At 55.4% G+C, this 19,604-nt stretch carries 15 protein-coding genes; 3 read left to right on the forward strand and 12 right to left on the reverse strand.

Features of this window, described 5'->3' with window-relative positions:
• Nucleotides 1-56: 56 nt before the first annotated feature.
• From CIG75_RS16515 to CIG75_RS16530, 4 genes are all read right to left on the reverse strand, one after another.
• Nucleotides 57-1,754, reverse strand: coding sequence for a methyl-accepting chemotaxis protein (locus CIG75_RS16515; RefSeq protein WP_172844472.1), 1,698 nt, complete (start codon nucleotides 1,752-1,754; stop codon nucleotides 57-59).
• Between the two features lie 310 nt (nucleotides 1,755-2,064).
• Nucleotides 2,065-2,238: a hypothetical protein gene (locus CIG75_RS16520; RefSeq protein ID WP_157729606.1), complete on the reverse strand. Its 174-nt coding sequence runs from the start codon at nucleotides 2,236-2,238 to the stop codon at nucleotides 2,065-2,067.
• 138 nt (nucleotides 2,239-2,376) lie between these two features.
• Nucleotides 2,377-3,174 carry a GTP pyrophosphokinase gene (locus tag CIG75_RS16525; RefSeq protein WP_094237633.1) on the reverse strand — a complete coding sequence of 266 codons (798 nt, stop codon included), beginning with the start codon at nucleotides 3,172-3,174 and terminating at the stop codon, nucleotides 2,377-2,379.
• Between the two features lie 147 nt (nucleotides 3,175-3,321).
• Nucleotides 3,322-3,618 (reverse strand): hypothetical protein, encoded by a 297-nt coding sequence (locus tag CIG75_RS16530; protein WP_094237634.1) that lies wholly within the window; start codon nucleotides 3,616-3,618, stop codon nucleotides 3,322-3,324.
• Between the two features lie 135 nt (nucleotides 3,619-3,753).
• On the opposite strand from CIG75_RS16530, the gene CIG75_RS16535 reads away from it, so the two are divergent.
• Nucleotides 3,754-4,863, forward strand: a complete 1,110-nt coding sequence (locus CIG75_RS16535; protein WP_094237635.1) for an aminopeptidase — start codon at nucleotides 3,754-3,756, stop codon at nucleotides 4,861-4,863.
• A gap of 38 nt (nucleotides 4,864-4,901) precedes the next feature.
• On the opposite strand, the gene CIG75_RS16540 is transcribed toward CIG75_RS16535, so the two are convergent.
• From CIG75_RS16540 to CIG75_RS16575, 8 genes are all read right to left on the reverse strand, one after another.
• The gene (locus CIG75_RS16540) at nucleotides 4,902-8,684 is read right to left on the reverse strand and encodes a UvrD-helicase domain-containing protein (RefSeq protein WP_172844473.1); all 3,783 of its coding nucleotides are present in this window, start codon (nucleotides 8,682-8,684) and stop codon (nucleotides 4,902-4,904) included.
• The gene (locus CIG75_RS16545) at nucleotides 8,677-11,985 is read right to left on the reverse strand and encodes a PD-(D/E)XK nuclease family protein (RefSeq protein ID WP_094237637.1); all 3,309 of its coding nucleotides are present in this window, start codon (nucleotides 11,983-11,985) and stop codon (nucleotides 8,677-8,679) included. The genes CIG75_RS16540 and CIG75_RS16545 overlap by 8 nt, the downstream gene beginning before the upstream one ends.
• Nucleotides 11,986-12,110: 125 nt before the next feature.
• Nucleotides 12,111-12,560 carry a cupredoxin domain-containing protein gene (locus tag CIG75_RS16550; protein WP_094237638.1) on the reverse strand — a complete coding sequence of 150 codons (450 nt, stop codon included), beginning with the start codon at nucleotides 12,558-12,560 and terminating at the stop codon, nucleotides 12,111-12,113.
• 147 nt (nucleotides 12,561-12,707) lie between these two features.
• Nucleotides 12,708-14,171, reverse strand: coding sequence for a hypothetical protein (locus CIG75_RS16555; protein ID WP_094237639.1), 1,464 nt, complete (start codon nucleotides 14,169-14,171; stop codon nucleotides 12,708-12,710).
• A complete protein-coding gene (locus CIG75_RS16560) occupies nucleotides 14,168-14,719 on the reverse strand; it encodes an RNA polymerase sigma factor (protein WP_157729607.1) in 552 nt (183 codons plus the stop codon). The genes CIG75_RS16555 and CIG75_RS16560 overlap by 4 nt, the downstream gene beginning before the upstream one ends.
• 158 nt (nucleotides 14,720-14,877) lie before the next feature.
• The gene (locus CIG75_RS16565) at nucleotides 14,878-15,456 is read right to left on the reverse strand and encodes a tRNA 5-(aminomethyl)-2-thiouridylate-methyltransferase MnmM (RefSeq protein WP_094237641.1); all 579 of its coding nucleotides are present in this window, start codon (nucleotides 15,454-15,456) and stop codon (nucleotides 14,878-14,880) included.
• Nucleotides 15,457-15,528: 72 nt separating this feature from the next.
• Nucleotides 15,529-16,485 (reverse strand): tRNA modification radical SAM protein MnmL/YtqA, encoded by a 957-nt coding sequence (locus CIG75_RS16570; RefSeq protein WP_094237642.1) that lies wholly within the window; start codon nucleotides 16,483-16,485, stop codon nucleotides 15,529-15,531.
• Nucleotides 16,486-16,749: 264 nt separating this feature from the next.
• Entirely contained in the window at nucleotides 16,750-18,072 is a 1,323-nt protein-coding gene (locus tag CIG75_RS16575) for a phytoene desaturase family protein (protein ID WP_094237643.1), read from the reverse strand.
• A 171-nt stretch (nucleotides 18,073-18,243) separates the two neighbouring features.
• Here CIG75_RS16575 and CIG75_RS16580 point away from each other — a divergent pair, with 171 nt between their 5' ends.
• Both CIG75_RS16580 and CIG75_RS16585 read left to right on the forward strand, forming a co-directional pair.
• Nucleotides 18,244-18,837, forward strand: coding sequence for a TetR/AcrR family transcriptional regulator (locus CIG75_RS16580; protein ID WP_094237644.1), 594 nt, complete (start codon nucleotides 18,244-18,246; stop codon nucleotides 18,835-18,837).
• Between the two features lie 153 nt (nucleotides 18,838-18,990).
• Nucleotides 18,991-19,599 carry a superoxide dismutase gene (locus CIG75_RS16585; protein ID WP_094237645.1) on the forward strand — a complete coding sequence of 203 codons (609 nt, stop codon included), beginning with the start codon at nucleotides 18,991-18,993 and terminating at the stop codon, nucleotides 19,597-19,599.
• Nucleotides 19,600-19,604 lie beyond the last annotated feature (5 nt).

The raw sequence follows: 19,604 nt of genomic DNA on the forward strand, positions 1-19,604 counted from the left end.
AAATAAATATCGCATGAAAAAAGGGCTCTCTAACTTTGATGAGCCCCATTTTCCCTCTATAATTTGAACGAGCTCAGCGATTCCTGCAACTCTCCCGCCATCTTCGAAAGTTGGTGTGAAGCGCTCGAAATTTCCTCCATCGAAGCGTTTTGCTCTTCGACCGCTGAGGCCACCTGTTGCGTGTTGGCCGCCGCCTGTTCCGAAACGGCCGCGATGCCTTCCATCGTGCCTACCATCGTCTGCGCGCCTGCGTTGACCTGCTGTACAGCTGCCGACACTTCTTGTGCCTGCTCGGACAGCGTGGTAACAGACGAGAGGATCTGCTCAAATGCCGTCCCGGTCAGCGCGATCATCCGAAAACCTTCTTCCACAGCCACTGTGCCTTCCCCCATCACGGAGATCGCACGGCTCGTGTCTTCTTGCACCTCCTTGATCAGGCGGGAGATGTGATCGGCCGCGTCGCCCGACTGCTCAGCCAACTTGCGCACTTCGTCAGCGACAACCGCAAAGCCTTTGCCATGCTCGCCAGCACGCGCCGCTTCGATCGCGGCATTTAAGGCGAGCAGGTTGGTCTGTCCGGCAATCGATGTGATCAAGGAGACGATTTGTTCAATCTCCTCCGATTTCTGGCCGAGCAGGTCGATCACATCAGCTGTTGAGCTCGCCTTGTTGCCAATCAATTGCATCTGCGCCACCGTGCGCTCAACCACCTCTTGTCCATCTGCCGCCTTGCTTGTCGCCTGAAACGTAGCATCGGTCACCGCTTGGATCGAGGACGCAATCTGTGTGACGCTTTGCGAAATGTCGGCGACCACCTGCGTCGAGTCGTGGATGCCACGCAATTGTTTCTCCGCTCCCAGCGACACATCTTGAACAGACTCGGCGATCTGCCCCGCCACTTGACCCGTCTGTTCGGCGCTCGCCGTCAGCTGCTCCGACGTCGCCGCCACTTGATGGGAGTTGAGTGAGACCTGCTGCAAGATCGTGCGGAGGTTCTCTGTCATCAGATTCACATCATCCGCAAGATCGGCAACCTCATCTTTCGTGGACACCTGTAACGGCTGTACCGTCAAGTCGCCAGTTGCTACCCGCTTGACCTGTTCGGCAAGACGAAGCACCGGGGAGGAGATTCTGTACGAAACAACAAGTCCGATGGCGATCCCGATCAAAATGGCCGCAACCGACAAGATGATCGTGTACCAGCGAGACGATTCATTGATTGCCACCGCTTCGGAGGTAGTCGTTCGCGCATACGCCACATTCAATTCGACAAGTTCAGAGACCAACTGGCTCGATTGCACGAAGTCCTGATGGGCAATCGCATTGGTCGCATCCCATGCTTCATTGCTGATCGACGGGTCGATCAGCTTGGGAATCTGCTGCTCATACTTCTGCCACTTTTCAGCAAACGCCTGAAATTTGCTGTTCTCCTCGTCCGTTGCAGGTAGCTTTTCATACGAAATGCGATGTTCATTTATCGCGCTGACCACCTTCGTGAGGTCCTTGCGCAAGCGATCCTGTTCAGATGGATTCGACTCTAATCGAACGCGCAATACCAAGCGGTTGGCCTCGCGCACTTCGGCACGCAGTTCTGACAACACGATCACACCTGGCATAAGATCGCGGTCAATATGTGCCACCCGCGTCCCAATCTCATTCATCTGCAGCATTGAAGTCAGGCCCATCGCAACTAAAAGCAATAGAACTACTGAAAAACTTACTAATAATTTCATGCGAATCTTCATTCTCATCATTCTGGCTCCTCCTGATCTACAGACACTGTTACAATTCAATTGTATCATAATATTAATTCGATTTTCTAAAAATATCCTCCTGCATTATAAAAGGGAAACCCAACAACTTTTTTGGGGTACCGATCCACCTCTTTGCTCCCTCCGCTCTGCGCGTGATTCATCGTGCAACGCAACCGTTTTCTGCAGGCGCGATCAACTGGGCGAGATACGGGCGCACCAACTTATATACCGCACCAGAAGGTGCTACCGCCCTGCAACAGAAAAAACCTGGCGCGCCGCACGCCAGGTTTGATCCGCTTCCACTCCCTGATTACTTCTCCATTGCTCCGTGCCACTCCAGCACGTTCTGCGCCAGTGCTCGCTCCTCCTGCACTGCCTGCACCGCCAGAGTCGCATCATCGGTCTGCTTGGGTACCGCTTCCTCAGCCACGACGAAATCCCCTGTGGTCAGCCCAAGCAAAATGGCAATGAGGAACACTGACACTCCTGGCCCTCTCATCTTCGCGACACCTCTGTTTTATCCGTTTCTCGAAAAAGTGTATTCATGTAGCAAGACGTATAGAAGGCAGATCAGGTTTCTCTCTGCACCAAAAAAGGACATGCCTGGCATGCCCTTTTCCGCTTAGACGCTCGGTCCGTCTTGCAATTGTTGCAGTTTCTCTTTGATCTCTTCTGCCAATTCGACCAACTTCTCAATGTCTTCGAACTGCAGATCGTGAAAGCGCTGATGAAATTCGGCCGCTAGTTCGACATGACCGGAGAGGATCAACTTCTCCATATCGCGGAGAATGTCTTCTACGGTGTTCGATTTGGTCTCAAATAAAATCTGCGCTTCCAAAATCTCCTCGCGAATCACCGACATCTCGTTGTCGAGTTGAAACGACGCTTCCGCCGCTGATACGAGGCGCTTGCGAACATTGGTCGGGATGTTGCCGCGATATTTGTAATTCAGCGAGTGCTCGATCGTCGCCCAAAAGTTCATCGCGAGCGTCCGAATCTGAATTTCCGCGAGCAGTTCCAATTCCCCGTCGGCCGTCTGAATCGGGTATTTGACGATAAAATGGTAGGAACGATACCCGCTCGGCTTGCGGTTGGTCACATAGTCGCGCTCTTCGACAACCACCATGTCTTTGCGGTTGCGAATGTGCTCCGCCACGCGGTGCATATCCTCCACAAACTGGCACATGATGCGCAGGCCCGCAATGTCTGGAACCTTTTCCACCTCTTCCAGTGAGATGTTCAAGATCTTGGCTTTCTCGATGACGCTCGAAACCTTTTTCACTCGCCCGGTCACAAATTCGATCGGTGTATACTCTTCTCTGCGCTTCAGTTCTGAGCGCAAGGAGCGCAGTTTGACTTTAAGTTCTTCTACCGCTTGTTCATACGGAATCAAGAACGTCTCCCAATCACGTCCGTACACACGGGACGCCCCCTTCACTTGCGACATGCAATCGATCAGGTACCTAACGCATCGATCATAGCAAATTTGACTCCAAACATCCATTCACACTGCTAAGATATTCAGAACCAGCCTCGTTTCATGCGCCGCACGATCGATCATTTCTAACTAGAAGCGCTCCTTGCCGTACTCTTTGATAAACGATGGCGTATGTACGCGAACATACAAAATCCGGCCCTCTTCCTCCGTCTGCCAATGCAGCGTGACCGGAGTCCAGACACCGCGGTCTTTAAACACCGCGACCGTTTGGTGGTAGCCTTTTTTCGATAGGTTCGGATTGATGATGTCGCTTGCCAGCAGGCGCGCGCCCATCTCATCCGCGTTCTCTTTGGTGAGCACCGTTTCGTTTGGCATGTATTCGATCAAAATCGACTGGATCGCAGACAAATATTCAGGGTAAATCATCTCAGGGTACCTCCTTGGGTACAAACATTTGCTACAAGAGATAATAGCATATTTGGAAGTGATTTTCGATGCAGGATTTCCCCCTTTCAGCTTGAAGTGATACCTATAACCAAACAAAAGAAAGAAGGCGTATCGATGCTCGACCCAAGAATGACCAAACTGGCTGAGACGCTGGTCAATTTTTCCACCAACGTCCAACCTGGTGAAAATGTGCATATCGACGTGACTGAGATCGACATGGCATTGGTAAAAGAAGTGATCAAAGCTGTGCATAAAGCGGGCGGAAACCCGTATGTCACGATCCGCCACAACGAAGTCCAACGCCAACTACTGAGGAACGCCACCGAAGAGCAACTGCGCGTCTGGGGGGAAAGCGAAGCGGCGCATCTGGCGAAAATGGACTGCTGGATCGGCATTCGCGGCGGCAACAACATCTCTCAACTGTCCGACGTGCCAGGTGAAAAGATGGAGATGTACAACAAAGTGTACCGCAGTCAAACTGGCAAAGGGATCATGGCAACCCGCTGGGTGACCTTGCGCTACCCGACCGATGCGTTCGCCCAATCGGCCAACATGAGCACCGAAGCGTTCGAAGAGTTCTTTTTCAACGTCTGCACGATGGACTATGCCAAAATGTCCAACGCGATGAATGCGCTAAAAGAGCTGATGGATCGCACCGACAAAGTCCGCCTCGTCGGACCTGGTACCGACCTGTCCTTCTCGATGCAGGGCATTCCGTCTGTCAAATGTGACGGCCGCGTCAACATCCCGGACGGCGAAGTGTACTCCGCACCGGTGCGCGATTCGGTCAACGGCGTCATCTCCTTTAACGCGGCGACCAACTACCAAGGATTCACGTTTGAAAACGTGCGCTTCGTCTTCGAAAACGGCAAAATCGTGGAAGCGACGTCCAATGACAACGAGCGCATCAACCGCATTCTCGACACCGACGAAGGCGCGCGCTACATCGGTGAATTTTCGATCGCCTTCAACCCATACATTAAATATCCGATGCTGGACACGCTGTTCGATGAAAAAATCGACGGCTCCTTCCACTTCACCCCAGGCCAATGCTATGATAACGCCTACAATGGCAATCATTCGGCGATCCACTGGGACATCGTCAACATTCAACGCCCGGATTTTGGCGGCGGCGAAATCTGGTTTGACGATGTGCTGATTCGCAAAGACGGTCGTTTTGTGATTCCAGAATTGGAAGCGTTGAACCCGGAGAATCTGCTGTAATCAAAAAAAGCCCCTCATGCAGGGGCTTTTTTGCTGCTCTAAAACAAACTCAGTTGCTCACCGTTCTGTTGCGGTTCCTCTTCATCCAGCGATTCCTCGCCTTTGCACAACAACCGATAGCCGCAGTGCTGGCAGGGACGCTCATCTGGCGCCACCGCATACGCTTCCTCTTGATCGTGGGTCGCAATGTGATCCAAAGCGGTGCGAACCGTCCGTTCCATCTTTTCCAAATCGGCATCGCGAACTGAGACCTGCGCCTCCTTGCCAAGCGCTGTGAAATAGAGGACCGACCGCTCCACCTCCCATTTCAGCAGTCGCTTCACCACCAGCGTGTACAGCTGCAACTGCGGTGTGTAATGCTGAGCCGTACCGAGCAGTGAGCCCTCTGTGATGCGATTGGTTTTAAAGTCGATCACCACCGCAGCTCCGTCCGCACGGCGAACCACCTTGTCCATCACGCCAGTCACTTCATGCGGACCAAGCATCAGGCGGAACATCCATTCACTGTGGCGCGTGGTAGCAGTCTGAACTTCTTGGAACAGCGGGCTTTGCAAATAAGCATCGACATCCCGTTGCAGCTCAGGTAGCACCGCTTCCGCATCAGACTCACCGATGCCCCTCTCCGCCAACGCGCGCTTGAGCAACGTCTTTGCCTGATCGGGCTCATCCAGTAATTCCAGCACGCGGTGCACAAGCGACCCGCGCTCCGTAGCGCTCAGCGACCGCACGCCCGCTACCGTCACCACTTCCCGTTCCTGCGTGTCCGACCTGACGTCCTTCGCCCCCGCCACTTCCGGCAGGCGCAACACAGCTTGATAAAAATACTGTCTCGGACAAGCCAAGTAGGTCAACAGAGCAGACACCGACAACAAAATCCCTTGCGAACGGTCGGTCTGCACATGCTGGGTCAGCGGAAATAAATGGTGCAGTCGCTCCACCGTCTGTGCAGGAGCAAACGCTCCTGCACTTGCACCTGCCGCTGCGACCTCTTCCCACGCTGCCAATACTGGGAAAACGGCAGGCGCACCGCCCGACAGCATCGATCGCCTCGGCACCACTTTGTCGCTTGCACGCAAAGGCGATTGGCTCCGCTCTGCTTCTGGCTCCGCTTGCACGAGGATCTGAGGCATGTCTGCCGCGCGCACAGTCGCAGCCTCCAACTCCGACGTCCACTTCACCTCTGGCCATTCCGCTTGGATCGAGCTTGCCATCTGCGTAAGCTCTCCGTCTGCCATCGCCGCCACCAACCAGTCGAACCACCTGCTGTTCTCAAGTGTCATCCGCTTTTTCGGCACTTCGCGACTGCCGACGAGCAACAGGTAATCTCTGGCCCGCGTCATCGCTACATATAGCTTGCGGCGCTCCTCTTCCAACGCCTTGCTGCGGTCAAGTTCGCGCAGTTGCGGCACATAGCCCATCTCATTCCACGCCTCATGCTCCGTGAAGGTCGGCACCAATCCGAAGGCCGGATCGTAGTGAAACTTCCCCTCGCTACGCAGATGAAACTCGCGGGCCAGATCGGGCAATATCACGATCGGAAACTCCAAGCCCTTCGACTTGTGCACCGTCATGATCTTCACCACATCGCTCTGCTCCGATTCGACCTGCGCGTCCGCCTCGTCCACACCCGCTTCGACCCGCACCTTCACATCCTGCAAAAATGGCAGAACCCCTGCCCGTTCCGGAGACTGGTCGTAGGCGAGATCGAGCAGTTTGCGCACGTTCCCGACCTTCTGACTCCCGCCAAACGTCAGCAATAGCGCCTGCTCGTACCCGGTCACTTCCAAGATGCGCGCCACCAGTTCCCCAGCGGACAAAAATCCCTGTTCCTCCCGCCAACTGTTCAAACAGCGCGCGGCAAACTGCAACTTCTCCTGATCATCTGGCGCAACCGAACTCCACGTTTCCAATTCCTCAAACACTTCGCTCAGCAAGCCCTGCTTCCCCAGCCAGTACAGCGCATCGTCCGACACGCCAAACAGCGGCGACCGCAGCGCCCCGATCTTGGCCACCACGTCGCGCTCATCGACCACAGCCTGCAACAAGAGCATGAGATCCCAGACTTCCTGGCGTCGGAAAAAGTGCCGCGACCCGATGATGTAATAGGGAATCCCCTGTTCCTGCAACGCGTGTTCATAGTAAGTCAGATGGGTCATCGCCGAAAACAGCAACGTCACATCGCGATACTGCACCGGACGCAAACCGTCCTCCGCAGGCACTAGCAACTCTTGCCCGACCATTTCCTTGATGCGCTTTGCGATCGCCTGCGCTTCCTTGAGTTTGCTGGTCGCCGCATCATCCGCCCCGCTCAGATGCAGGATTTCCACCATCGCACCGCCGTGGGAAGACTCGCGCGTCGCCACCATCGCTTCATACTGCGCGGCAAACTGCGGGCCGTCCTGTAGCTCAGGCATCACTCGTTCAAACAAGCGGTTCACAAAGGAAATGACCGGAGCCTGCGTCCGAAAATTATGCGCCAGCGCCACATGCTCCCCGCCGCGATCCTGAATCGCCCGTTGTGTTTCGACAAAAACCTCCAAATCGGCGCCTCGAAACCGATAGATCGACTGCTTCGCATCCCCGACCACAAACAGCTTCAACTCCGGATTCTGTGTACGTAACGCATCCAAAAGCCCTTTTTGCACCGGATTGGTATCTTGAAATTCATCGACCATCAGATAGCGCAGTTGCTGTGCCAACGCCAGACCTGCCTGCGGATGATGCAACAAGCGCACAGCCCGATTTTGCAAATCGGTAAAGTCCAGTCCACGCTCCTTGCGCTTGTGCTCCACAAACGCCGTATGCACCCGTTCCAACACGTCACAGACGTCGCGCACGGCGAGGCGCATCTCGTCAGGTACCAACTTGCCGATCACGCGCATGGCGATCGCCTTCAGTTCATTTACATCTGCCTTCAACTCTTTGATCAAGACACCCCAACCGCTCGTCAAATCGATCAAACGCTCCGCAACATCTGCCCGGTACGGCAAGTTGTCAGCCCGCCAAGCATGCAGTTGCAGCGAGAGGTCCGGCCAGGCGGCCTGCACGTCCGCTCCGCGTTTCGCCGATCCTTTCGACGTGTCCTTCTGGGAGAGGTCCACCTGAGCAATCCGCTCCATACAGCCGATCAGCCGCTCCACATCCGCTTCCAGTCCATCCGCAAGTTCGTCCAACTTGGCAAGCGATTGTTCCGCCATGCCTGCAAAGTCCTCCGTATGCTCCCGAACGCCCTGATAAAACCGTGCCAGATGATCGACCAGCGCTTCATACCCGTACTCGGTGACCAGTCGGATCACAGCCTCAGAACCAGCGGTCAACCCCTCATCCAGCACCGCTCGCAACGCCTCTTCCAGCGCCACGCGAGCTTCACTCTCCTCGAGTACCCGAAACTGCGGATCGACTCCCGCCTCCAGCGGATATTGACGCAGCAGATCGGAACAGAATCCGTGAATCGTGGTGATCGCAGCTCGCTCCACCTCTTCTTTCAACTGCCCGATCAGACGTTGTTCAACAGGAGCCGCCGTGCGCTTCCACAGGTTCAACCGCTCTCGAATCCGCGCCTTCATCTCGGCAGCCGCTTCCTTGGTAAACGTGATCGCCACGATCTGCCCTGGGCGTGCCGGCCAGCTTTGCGCCAGATTTCGTTCGGTCGCTTCCAGCTCCAGCGGCGGCAACACCAAGGGCCGCCCAGCGAGCATCGCCGTATACCGCTCCGTCAGCACCCACGTCTTCCCCGCCCCAGCACCTGCCGAGACTGACAAATCTGTGTCCAGCTCCTTGATCGCCGTCCATTGCGCTTTCGTCGGACGCGGATCACTCATCGAACTCCACCCCTTCCCTTGCCGCGCCTGCCGCATGGCTCAAAGCCCGCAAGCGGTCATATCGACACACCCGCCGATATTCACAATAGGAACAAACCACTTCGTCGCCTGGCAGAACTGCAAACGCTCCGTCGGCCATCTGCTCCCGATACTCTTCCATCGTGCGCTCAGCATGTGCAAACAGCTCCGACCAGCTCTCTTCATCCAGTTTCGTTCGCTTTTTGCCCATCCCAAGCCCGTCCAGATAGTCTGCCTTGACCAGCGCACTCGATGTCCGGTCGCCCTTTTCAATCGAAAAATAGGCCGCCCCAGCCGCCGACCCTTCTGCAAACAGCGCCTGTTCCACCGCCTTCACATAGACGGGCAGTTGAAAATCCAACCCTTGCTCCACCGCCTTGGGCATCGCTTTGGTGTTCTTCGTCTTGTAATCGACTACCACAAACGTCCCCTCACGCGTCGCGTCAACACGGTCTACCTGCCCGCGAAACTTGAGCTTCCCGACCGTCACGGGCAACGCCTGCGACTTCGGATCGGCCCCTTGGGCCGCTGGCATCCCGAACACCCACTCCAAATAGCGCGGCACCAGCGGCAAGTCCATCCCTTCCCAAGCGGCGGCCTCCACTTCAAACCACTCGGTCAGTCTGCGCAACAATCGATCTTTTTCCAACAATTGCCGCACTCCGACCTCTGTCGATCGCTCCTGTTGCGCCTTGATCCATTCCTGTTCAAAAACGGAAGCCAACTGCCCGCGCAGCCGTTCCACCCAGTCTGGTGTCATCCGTTCGGCCGCCGTCACTTGGCTGTACAACCGATACAACACCCGATGATACAAATTCCCCTTGGCAAGCGGCGACAGTTCCTCCGCTTCCTCCTGCTCTCGCTCAAGCATCAACACGCGGGACAAATAGAACTTATACCCGCACTCCCCAAACCGATTAAACTGCGACACGCTGTACACCGTTTCCTCCGAAAAGCGCTGACCGAGCTCCTCCCGAATCTTGGGATCTGCTAGGACACCGTCATACCGGCTCACAGCCACGCCCGCGGCGCGCTCCCGTTCACTCATCGCCTGCCCCACTACGCGGAACCAAAACTCCGGCTCCACCAACTCGATCGCTTGCGCAGCCAACAGTTGTGCCGCCGTCCAATCTCTCGCCTCTTGCGGATTGGAAACGTGCGCCCCGTCCTCAGGGAACAAGGCCGATCCGCCCAAATAAGCGTCCGACTCCAAGCGCTCTTTCAAATCTGGGCACAATTCAAACAACTCATCCAAGAACCGCGAGGCCAACTCCTGCTTCGACCCACCGACGTACGAAAGCCATACGCCCTCACGCGCAGTATGCAAACCCAGCAGGAAAAACAGCTTCTGCTGATCGACCTGCACCTGCGGCGAAAACAGCGGGATCTGTTCGGCCAGTTTTTCCCGCAGACCCGCTCGAAGCAACCACGGCGCAGCGGCAGGCGTCGGCCACACCCCTTCATTCAGGCCCACAAAAAACACGTGCGCGAACGACATGCCGCGTGCCGCCGATGGACTCAGAACCTGCAAGCCACCGCGCGTCCCTCGCTCCACCACGATCTCTTCCCGTTGCAAGTGGTTACGCACCACCTGCGCAAACTCCGCTCGTGAATAGAGCGCCCGATCTCCCAGCACGGAATCGAGCTGTTCCAGCGCTCCCAGCACGTTCTCCAGCGTCTCCCGCGCCTGTAATTCCCGCTGCAACTGCTCCATTCCATATCCTTTTCGCTCGCGATACTGCAACACCAAGCGCCGCTCCAACTCCACCCCCGGCATCAGATCGCGCAACGCCTGGGCGTGCGTGCCGCCTTCCGCACTGGCCGGAATGACAGCTACCAGAGCGGCCAGCCGTTCGATCCACGCCAAGACGGCCTGCAGGTCTTCCACTTCCTGCAAGCCCTTGCACGCCACATCCGTTTGCCCGCGACGCACGCGCGCCTGTTGCCCTGCGATCTCCGCCGTCAGCCGTCCGGCCCAATTTTCATACCCGTGCGCTACACCGAGCTTCCGCACAACCTGATGCAAGACGGCAGCCGACGGTCCCTGTTCCCCGCGCAGCCAGTCGGCAGCGGCCAATTGTAGCAGTAGATCGCGATTCCACGCTCCGTCCTCCAGTGCATACAGCGTGAGCAATTCCCGCATCCACGGTACCTGTTCCCCCGACAGCGACACCTGTTGTCGCAACGGAATCCCTTCTCGCTTCAACACTCGATGCCCCACGCTGCCATACCGAATCTCCCGGTTGCACAGCACCGCCAGTTCACCGAGCGGCACGCCTGCGCGGTGCAGTTCTTTCACCCGTTTCGCCACCCATAACCATTCCTTCTCCTCGGTGCGCGCACAAAACGCATGCACATGTGGAGCGGATGTCACGGGCTGGGCGTGCGGGGCAAACAGACGCTCCTGCACAGCCAACAGGTCCGCTTGCACATCCGCACCGCCTTCCTGCTCCTCTGCGAACGACAACTGCAGCCCGAGTTCGGACAATTGCTCCAACGTCCGCTCGAGCAGATCGTGCAGGCTTTCCATCCAAGCCCAGCGCTCACTCTGAAACGGCACAAACATCTTCACCTCAGCAATGCCAAGCAGAGGCTGTAACACCTTGAGCTGATGTGAGAAAAAGTCGGTAAAGGAATCGACAAACAGCATCTCGACGCCCGGAAAAACAGCAGCTACTCCATTTCCCTCCAGAATCCGTGCCGCTTCCAAATAAGCTTCTTCCGTATCTAACAACAGCGACTCGCCGCCAGACAGTTCGCGCTCATAGGCTGTGAACACTGCGGCTAAAACGGCCAGATTCTCCTCCTGTCCGCTGTCCTGCCCCCATTTCAGCAAGGTCTCTGGCCGTACCCCCGCGCGCCGCAACTCGGCAATCTGCTCACGAAATGCAGCCACCACGCTTGGCGAGTGGGCCCATTGCGCCAGCGGCACGGAGTTCCACTCCATTTCCAGTCCACGCAACACCTTGGCGATCAATCGCTCCGCCCCCAGCGAATCCAAACGCACATATGACTTACCACCGTGCCGCAACACCCGCTCAACCACTTCAAAAATGGTCAGCACCTGTTCGCCCACCATGCCGCCGAGCCCCTCAAGGGATTGTGAGCGAACCACGCTCCCTAATCCTCGCGTCGGCACGACATACAACCAAGACATGCCTCGTCCCGCCACAATCTCCTGGCGAACGCGCTCCGTCCAGATTTTCCGATGCCCGTGATGAAACGCCCCAGCCACAACTTCCCGTCCCACAGCCCGTCCCTCCTCTGCCTCATTCCTACCCATCTTCGCTCCCCCTCCCGCAAATCCTCCCTCACCAGCCCAGTCTGCACAGGCAGCCCTGCTTCCAGTTTTTCCAAGCCATTGGCACCAACAAAAAAGGACAGGCTGCTCGAGCCTATCCCTCAAGACTATTCCACGCGCAAATACCCCACCATCGGCCCTTCATGCTCCACCGTCGGATGAGTCAGGCAGACGATCCGATACGTCCCCACCTGCTTCGGTGTGAACGAAACGCTGGTCACCTTTCCCTTCTCGACATTCCCCTTCACACCTAATCCTTCAATCTCAAACGGATGAGCTTTCCCTTTCAGCCCATAAAAATGCAACGTCACCTGCTTCCCTTTATCCACCGTCAAAAATCCGGGGTCCCAGCGATAAGCTTCAATTTCTTTCCCATCTGCCAACTTTGTTTTGATCTCATTGGTCACAATCCAAAACTCCTGCTGCTTCATCCCTTGCTGAGCAACATGAACCGTTTCGGATTGCGACTGAGTTTCGGCAACACCGACGCTGACCTGTCCGACCAACACGGCCACCGTGACCGTACCGACCAACAGAGATTTCACGAACCAACTCATCCTCTAAAACCCCCCTCGCATCATGTACTCCTACTATCCCACCAGCGTCCGCCAACCATTCCCATCCTTCCCGCACATAAAAAACAGCCCAACCGGGCTGCCTTTCTCGTTCGAATCGCACAGCGTGTCAGCAGATGCGATCAATCCCTACTTTGGAACCTCAACCTCATAAGGATCTGCCAACAACTTCCCACCCTCATCAAACACCTTGACCACAAACTGCTGGCCCGCAAACTGCTTCAACATCCCATACGGTACGGTGACCACCTGAACTCGGCCCTTTTCACGCTTCAAGTGCACTTGCAGTTCAGAACCCTTTAATGAATAATCGGAAAAGATCCCGTTAAACACATAGAAACCGGTTTCCTTGCGCAGATCCACCTTTTGATCGCTCGAGATCACATCGACCGTATCCAAAAATTCGGGCGTCCGATCTGGATAGGAGAACACCAATCCCTCCACAGGCAGTTCCACATTCTGCACATCAAACTTCACCTTGGCAACCTGTCCCAGACTATGATCGGGTGACAACATGCGATTCTTCAAATCCAGCAGATAGCGCCCTTCACCAGCCGCGACCCGAATCCGCTCATTCGGCAGGGCATGCAACGCTTCATATTCGTCTGCGCCAAGCATCCGTAACATTCCGCCCAACCAGCCCGAATCGCGCATCTTCCCATCGATCGCATCATAGAACAAAACCTCTGACTTCTTTGACTCAGCCGCGGTAAAATTCACAGCCAGCAGATTCGTGTCGGTCCAAAATACCGCTTTGGCCTCCCCCTTTGGCAATTCCACCAACTGTTGCGGCTTCATGCCGACAGCAGCCTTATAGATCACAGGGGCCTCCTCCGGGTCTACAAACACCAACTGTGAGGAAAACGACGGATCGGCGGCAAACAACGTCCACCGCCCCGCCTCCGACCAATCCGATTTCCGCAAAAACGTCTCGGTTTTGCCGCGCTGTGTGCGCGAAATCTCCAAACCGTCCGATCCGTCAAACACCACCTCACCTGAGCGCTTAATCTCCGCGATCAGCCAACGCCCGACGCTATCGGTCACCGTCACCTCATACGCTTCACTCGAAGCTTTCTCTGTCTTCGAGCCCCACGACACGCGCACGCTGTACTGAATCTTCCCGCTTCCCTTCGACGCATTGTAGATCGTAAACCCCGTCATATGCGGATCGGACAAGTTTTGAGTCACCACAGATTCCTGCTCGCGCATGTCGTCAACCAATAGTGCATTCGCATCTTCGGTGCGCCGTTGCAGCAAAAAATCAAAATACGAACTGACCACATCGTAAGGAGCTAGCCCTTGCACGCCCTGATTCGACTTGGGTTGGGATAGTGTCTTCCATTCCGGCACAGCGACCAGCCCCTCTTCGCTGAACGGGGAGGTGATCAACAGACCGCACCACACCGCCACAGCGATCGTCAGTGCGGTAGTCACGCGACGGAACCAACGCGAACGCTGCTGCACACGGGTTCGACGATCATATTCCTGCAACACCTTGTTCTTAAACTGCATCGCATCGGCCGGTTGGTCTTGTTCATCTGGCTTTAACTGCTTCAGATCGTTCTTCAGATGTTTCCACTGCTGTTCCGTCATCGTAAACTCACCCCTTCCTCTGCCGCTTTACGTGCCATCTGATCAAACAGCGGATCATCGCCAAGCATTTCCTGCAGTTTCTTGAGTGCCCGATGCAGCTTGGTCCGTGTCTTCGCCGATGTCCAGCCAAAGATCGAGGCCGTCTCCTCCGTCGAAAACTCATGGATCATCCGCAGCACCACCACGTCGCGATCATCCTTTTTCAGCTTTAGCAAAGCTTCGCGCAACGCCTCTTCCTTGGCACTTATCTCCGCCCGCTCATATAATGAAAGCTCATCGCTGGCCACATCTTGCACCTCGTTGAGCGAAAATAAATTCTTAAACCGCTTCTTTCGATACCAATCGGCGACAGCACGGCGCGCGATCGCCAAAATCCAGGTTTTCGGAGCAGCTAACCCTTGGAAGCGGTCAGCTCCGACGAGAACGCGGACAAATACTTCCTGTGCGATGTCCTCCACATCCTGTCGAGACCGCACCTGATAGCCGACAAAAGCAAAAACGTCCCGGTGGTAGAGACGGTACCATTCATCAAAATCGTGTTCCACCATCGAGCCTTCCCCTCTTCCCCGCATTGAATTTCATTCTCATCTATAAATATAGTCGGGGACGCTACGAATTCTGTTACACATTCCGGCAAATAAGTAATCACACACCGAAGCGTTTCACCATTCAGATACAGAAAAAGACTGCCTGACGAACAGGCAGTCTACTGAGCGCGCTTTTCCAGCGCGAGCAAAATCGGCGGGTCGTTTTGTTGATTCAAAAAACGGTACTGCAACACATGCGCCTGCGACACATCCACGGCCTGGGCCCAAGCCAAAACCGCTTGTGTTTCGGCCTTGCCCGCATCATGCCCCGAATACAGCATCACCGTCATCACACCGCCGACTGAGAGGATGTTAAGCCCGGCTTGCAAGGCGGTGAGCGTCGATTCTGTTGTCGTTACGACGGCTGGATCACCGCCCGGCAGGTATCCCAAATTGAAGGTGATCGCCTGCACCCGACCATGCCACGCGCTCGGCACCACGTCCTGCATCTGGGCATGGCTTACCAAGTGCAGCTCGACCCGCTCACAGACACCCGCGTCGGTCAAGCGATCCCAAGCCCGACGCAACGCGGCTTCCTGCACATCAAAGCCGATCACCCGTCCCGTCGCCCCGACAGTTTCCGCCAAAAAAAGCGTATCTGAGCCCTTGCCAACCGTGGCATCGATCGCCACATCGCCCGGCTTCAGCACGTCGGTGAGCAGTTCTTTCACAAACCGCAACATCGGCCTGATCACCATGTTCCAACCTCCGCGCCAAGACCAGCGTTCGAGGATGGTTTCACTGCAACGGCAGCTACTGCTTGGGCAGACTTACCCTTGCGGCACATAATACTTCCCTTGCCACGAATCCCTTCTCTTCAACTCCGCATCGATCCCATTGAGCACCGACCACTTATCGAGCGACCACAAGGGACCGATCAGCGTATCGGGCGGTCCGTCCCCGGTCAGGCGATGAACGACCATTTCCGGTGGCAAAATCTCCAGCATATCGCAGACCAGATTGATATAGCGGTCCGGGTCTAAAAATTCCACCAGACCCTCCTCATACTGCTTCACCATCGGGGTGTACTTCAGCAGGTGCAACAAATGGATCTTGATCCCTTGCACCCCCATCTGCGCTACTGCCCGCGCCGTCTCCATCATCATTTCATCGGTCTCGCCGGGCAGACCTAAGATAATGTGTGAGCACACTTTGATCTCCTTGGCTCGCAAACGCTCGACCGCATCCAAATACACTTGGTAATCGTGCGCCCGATTGATCAAATCGGCCGTCTGCTCATGAATCGTCTGCAGACCTAATTCCAACCACAAAAACGTCCGTTCATTCAACTCACCCAGATACTCGACCACATCATCGGGCAGGCAGTCTGGCCGCGTGGCCACCGACAGCCCGACCACATCGTCTTGTTGCAGGATCGTCTCATAATAGTCCCGCAAGGTCTCAACAGGAGCATACGTGTTCGTATAGGCCTGAAAATACCCGAGGTACTTCGCTTTCGGCCACTTCCGATGCATCTTCTCCTTCACATCGTGAAACTGCGTCACCAGATCATCCTTGCGATTGCCCGCAAAATCACCAGAGCCGCGCGCCGAGCAGAACGTACAACCGCCTGTCGTCACCACACCGTCCCGATTCGGACAGGAAAATCCGGCATCGAGCGGCACCTTGAAGATCTTTTCCCCGAAGACGGAGCGCAGATGAAAATTCCACGTATGATATCGCTTATCGCCCCAAAGGAGCGGTTCTTGCTTCGTCAGTTGAGTCATGTCAAGACTCCTTTCTGCATAAATCCCCAACGTTCAAACTCCATTGTAACATGCTACAGCCTCGCAGAAAAATCCGCGACCTCATCCCCAATTTCTCGGTACGATACCGCCCGTTAGGACATATGATACAACAGATTAGCGGGTCATAATGCAAGTCGGGGAAAAACGAACCAAAAAAAGCACCAAGCTACCTGTTGGCGAGCAAAAACGCCCCTCACCGCATCGACGGTGAAGGGCGTTTTTCATCTGCTTCCTACCTTGTCATTAGACGGCCCGGCTCAGCAATACGATTCCACTATTGCCTTTGCGCAAAATGCGCTCCCCTACCTCATAGCCCGAGGAGAACGACAACTCCGACAGTTGGCCGACACCTTGCACCCAATCTCCGGCAAAATAAGCGTTCGCACATGCGTGGAACTGCACAGGCATCAACTGCTGGTCATCCTCCACCTTGATCTCCTGCGCCGCGGCGCGCTCCGTATAACGCTTGGCTGCCAACTGCTCGCGCCACCCTGCCAGATGCTTGTCAAACAAGCGCTCGATCGCCTCTTTGCGAATCGCCGCGTGCTCGCGGTCACCGACCTCTTCACTCTTCAGATAGGCAACCGCCTGAATCAGTTGGCCACCCTCCGGCGTGCACGGCGTATACGCAGAGATGTCGGTCATAAACACCCGCGCCTGCTTGTCATAAATATACGTGTACGGCGTCTCAATCCGCTTGGACAAACCGATGTCATACACCAACACATTGTTCGGCTTGTGCAACAGATATGGCGAGATCGACGCTGCCAACGTCGTACCTTCAAAGATCTTCGCCAGCTCCTTCGGCGGCACCGCGAACACAAATTCATCGCCTGTGAACAGCCCCTCAGAAGTCTCCACACCGACCACGCGCCCTTGCTCGAACAGCACGCGCTCGATCTTCGCCTTCGTCACCACCTTGGAGCCATTTTCTACGATCACGCGCTCCAATTCGGACACAAGCGACCCCCAGCCACCCGCAATGTACGAGACGGCCTTCGAGGTGCGGAACAGGCGCTGGTAGTATTTAAAGAACACGGTCGAGGGAATGCGCTCCGGCTCTTGCGTAAAGAAGTTGCTCGATGCCAAGGTCAGCATCAGATCCTGCACCTGCTGATGCTTGCCCGAGCGCCGCAGCCACTCACCGATCGACACGCCTTCCTCTCCGCGTTCGAGCAGGCAGACGGTCTTGACGATCTCGATGGCAAACCGCGCCTTCACAGCCCCTTTGGGCAGCACTTTCGTCTTGAACAAGCCCTCCAAAGTCGCCGGCATCTCCGTCATCTCATGACCCAGGTCATAGCGCGCCTTCTTCGGATCGAAATCCACCCAGCCGATGTTCAACTGCAGTTCCTTCTCCAATTTCCGAATATACGACGAATCCCGGCTGTAGATCGCATGCGCACCAAAGTTAAAATCAAAGCCTTTAAGCGGAATCGTCACCGCACGTCCGCCCAATTTTGGCGCTTTTTCCAACAACGTCACATCATGACCCGCCTTCGCCAACCGTGCCGCCACACTCAACCCTGCCAAACCGCCACCGACTACAACCGTCCGCTTGTTCATCGTAATTTCCTCCTCAAATCAGGACTTGAAACATTTATATATCCACACTCTTAATGTACTGAGTCTAAAATGTACCTAGTACAATTATATTACAGGTCTACGAAATATGTGTCCACCCCCAAAATGGTGTAAAATAGAACTGACCAACACCTGAAAAGAGAGGGAAACACGATGTCCAGTCGCAGAGAGCGCAAAAAACAAGAGACGCGCACCAAAATTTTCACCAGCGCGATGAAATTATTTCAAGCAGGCGGCTATGATGCCACGACGATCGACATGATCGCTGAGCACGCCGATGTGGCACGTGGCACCGTCTTTTTACATTTTCCATCAAAAGAAGCGATCCTCGCCCATTGGGGACAGGACCGCTTTGAAGAGATGATGGAGCGAAGCGTGGAGTGGGATCAACCCGATCTGTCTGTAGAAGAAAAGGTGATGCGCCTGTTCAAAATCGCGCTCACTGCCAACCAAGAGAGCTTCGATCTCGTGAAAATCTGGGTCAAATCGACGCTCGCCACGCCGACTGCGATGATCCACGAGCGCCAAAGCCCCGTTTCCCTGCGCAACCTGATGGCCGACATCCTCGAGTCCGCACAGGAAGAAGGACACCTCAAACAGACGATCGATCCGATCATTGCAGGCGACATGCTGGAAAATATCTACCTGCACGCCATGCAAGACTGGGTGTTGTCAGAAGGCAACTGGCCGGTCGAAGAGATCTTGACGACCAAGATCCACTATCTGTTCAACGGGCTCAACCAATAATCGCACGTTTCATGTATGAACCGTGTCGATTGCGAGTATTCTAGTCTGGGGAACGTAAGACACATCACCAAATTTTGTCTTGGCTTTCCAACCTAATTAAGATAAGATATATGTATGTATAAAAACTACTTTCTACATAGGAGGTAATACCCAATGGCATACCAACTGCCGGCACTTCCGTACGCAAATGACGCACTCGAACCGCATTTCGACGCACTGACCATGGAAATTCACCATGACCGTCACCATGCGACCTACGTAAACAATGTAAACGCAGCACTCGAAGGACATGACGATCTGGCTTCCAAGTCGATCGAAGAGCTGATCGCGAACCTGGATGCAGTTCCGGAAAACATTCGCACCGCAGTTCGCAACAACGGCGGCGGCCATGCGAACCACTCCCTGTTCTGGGAAATCCTTTCCCCGAACGGCGGCGGCGCTCCGACTGGCGCAGTAGCAGATGCGATCACCGCTGCATTTGGCTCCTACGACAACTTCAAAGCTGAGTTCACCAAAGCAGCTACCACCCGTTTCGGCTCCGGCTGGGCATGGCTGATCGCTGACGGCGACAAAGTGGCGATCACCACCACCGAGTACCAAGACAGCCCGATCATGCAAGGCAAAACCCCGATCCTCGGCCTCGACGTTTGGGAACATGCTTACTACCTGAAGTTCCAAAACAAACGCCCGGACTACATCGCTGCTTTCTTCAACCTGATCAACTGGGATGAAGTCAACAAGCGTCTCGCTGCTGCGAAGTAATTCGG

Origin of the sequence: Tumebacillus algifaecis (assembly GCF_002243515.1) — a bacterium.
Taxonomy (GTDB): domain Bacteria; phylum Bacillota; class Bacilli; order Tumebacillales; family Tumebacillaceae; genus Tumebacillus_A; species Tumebacillus_A algifaecis.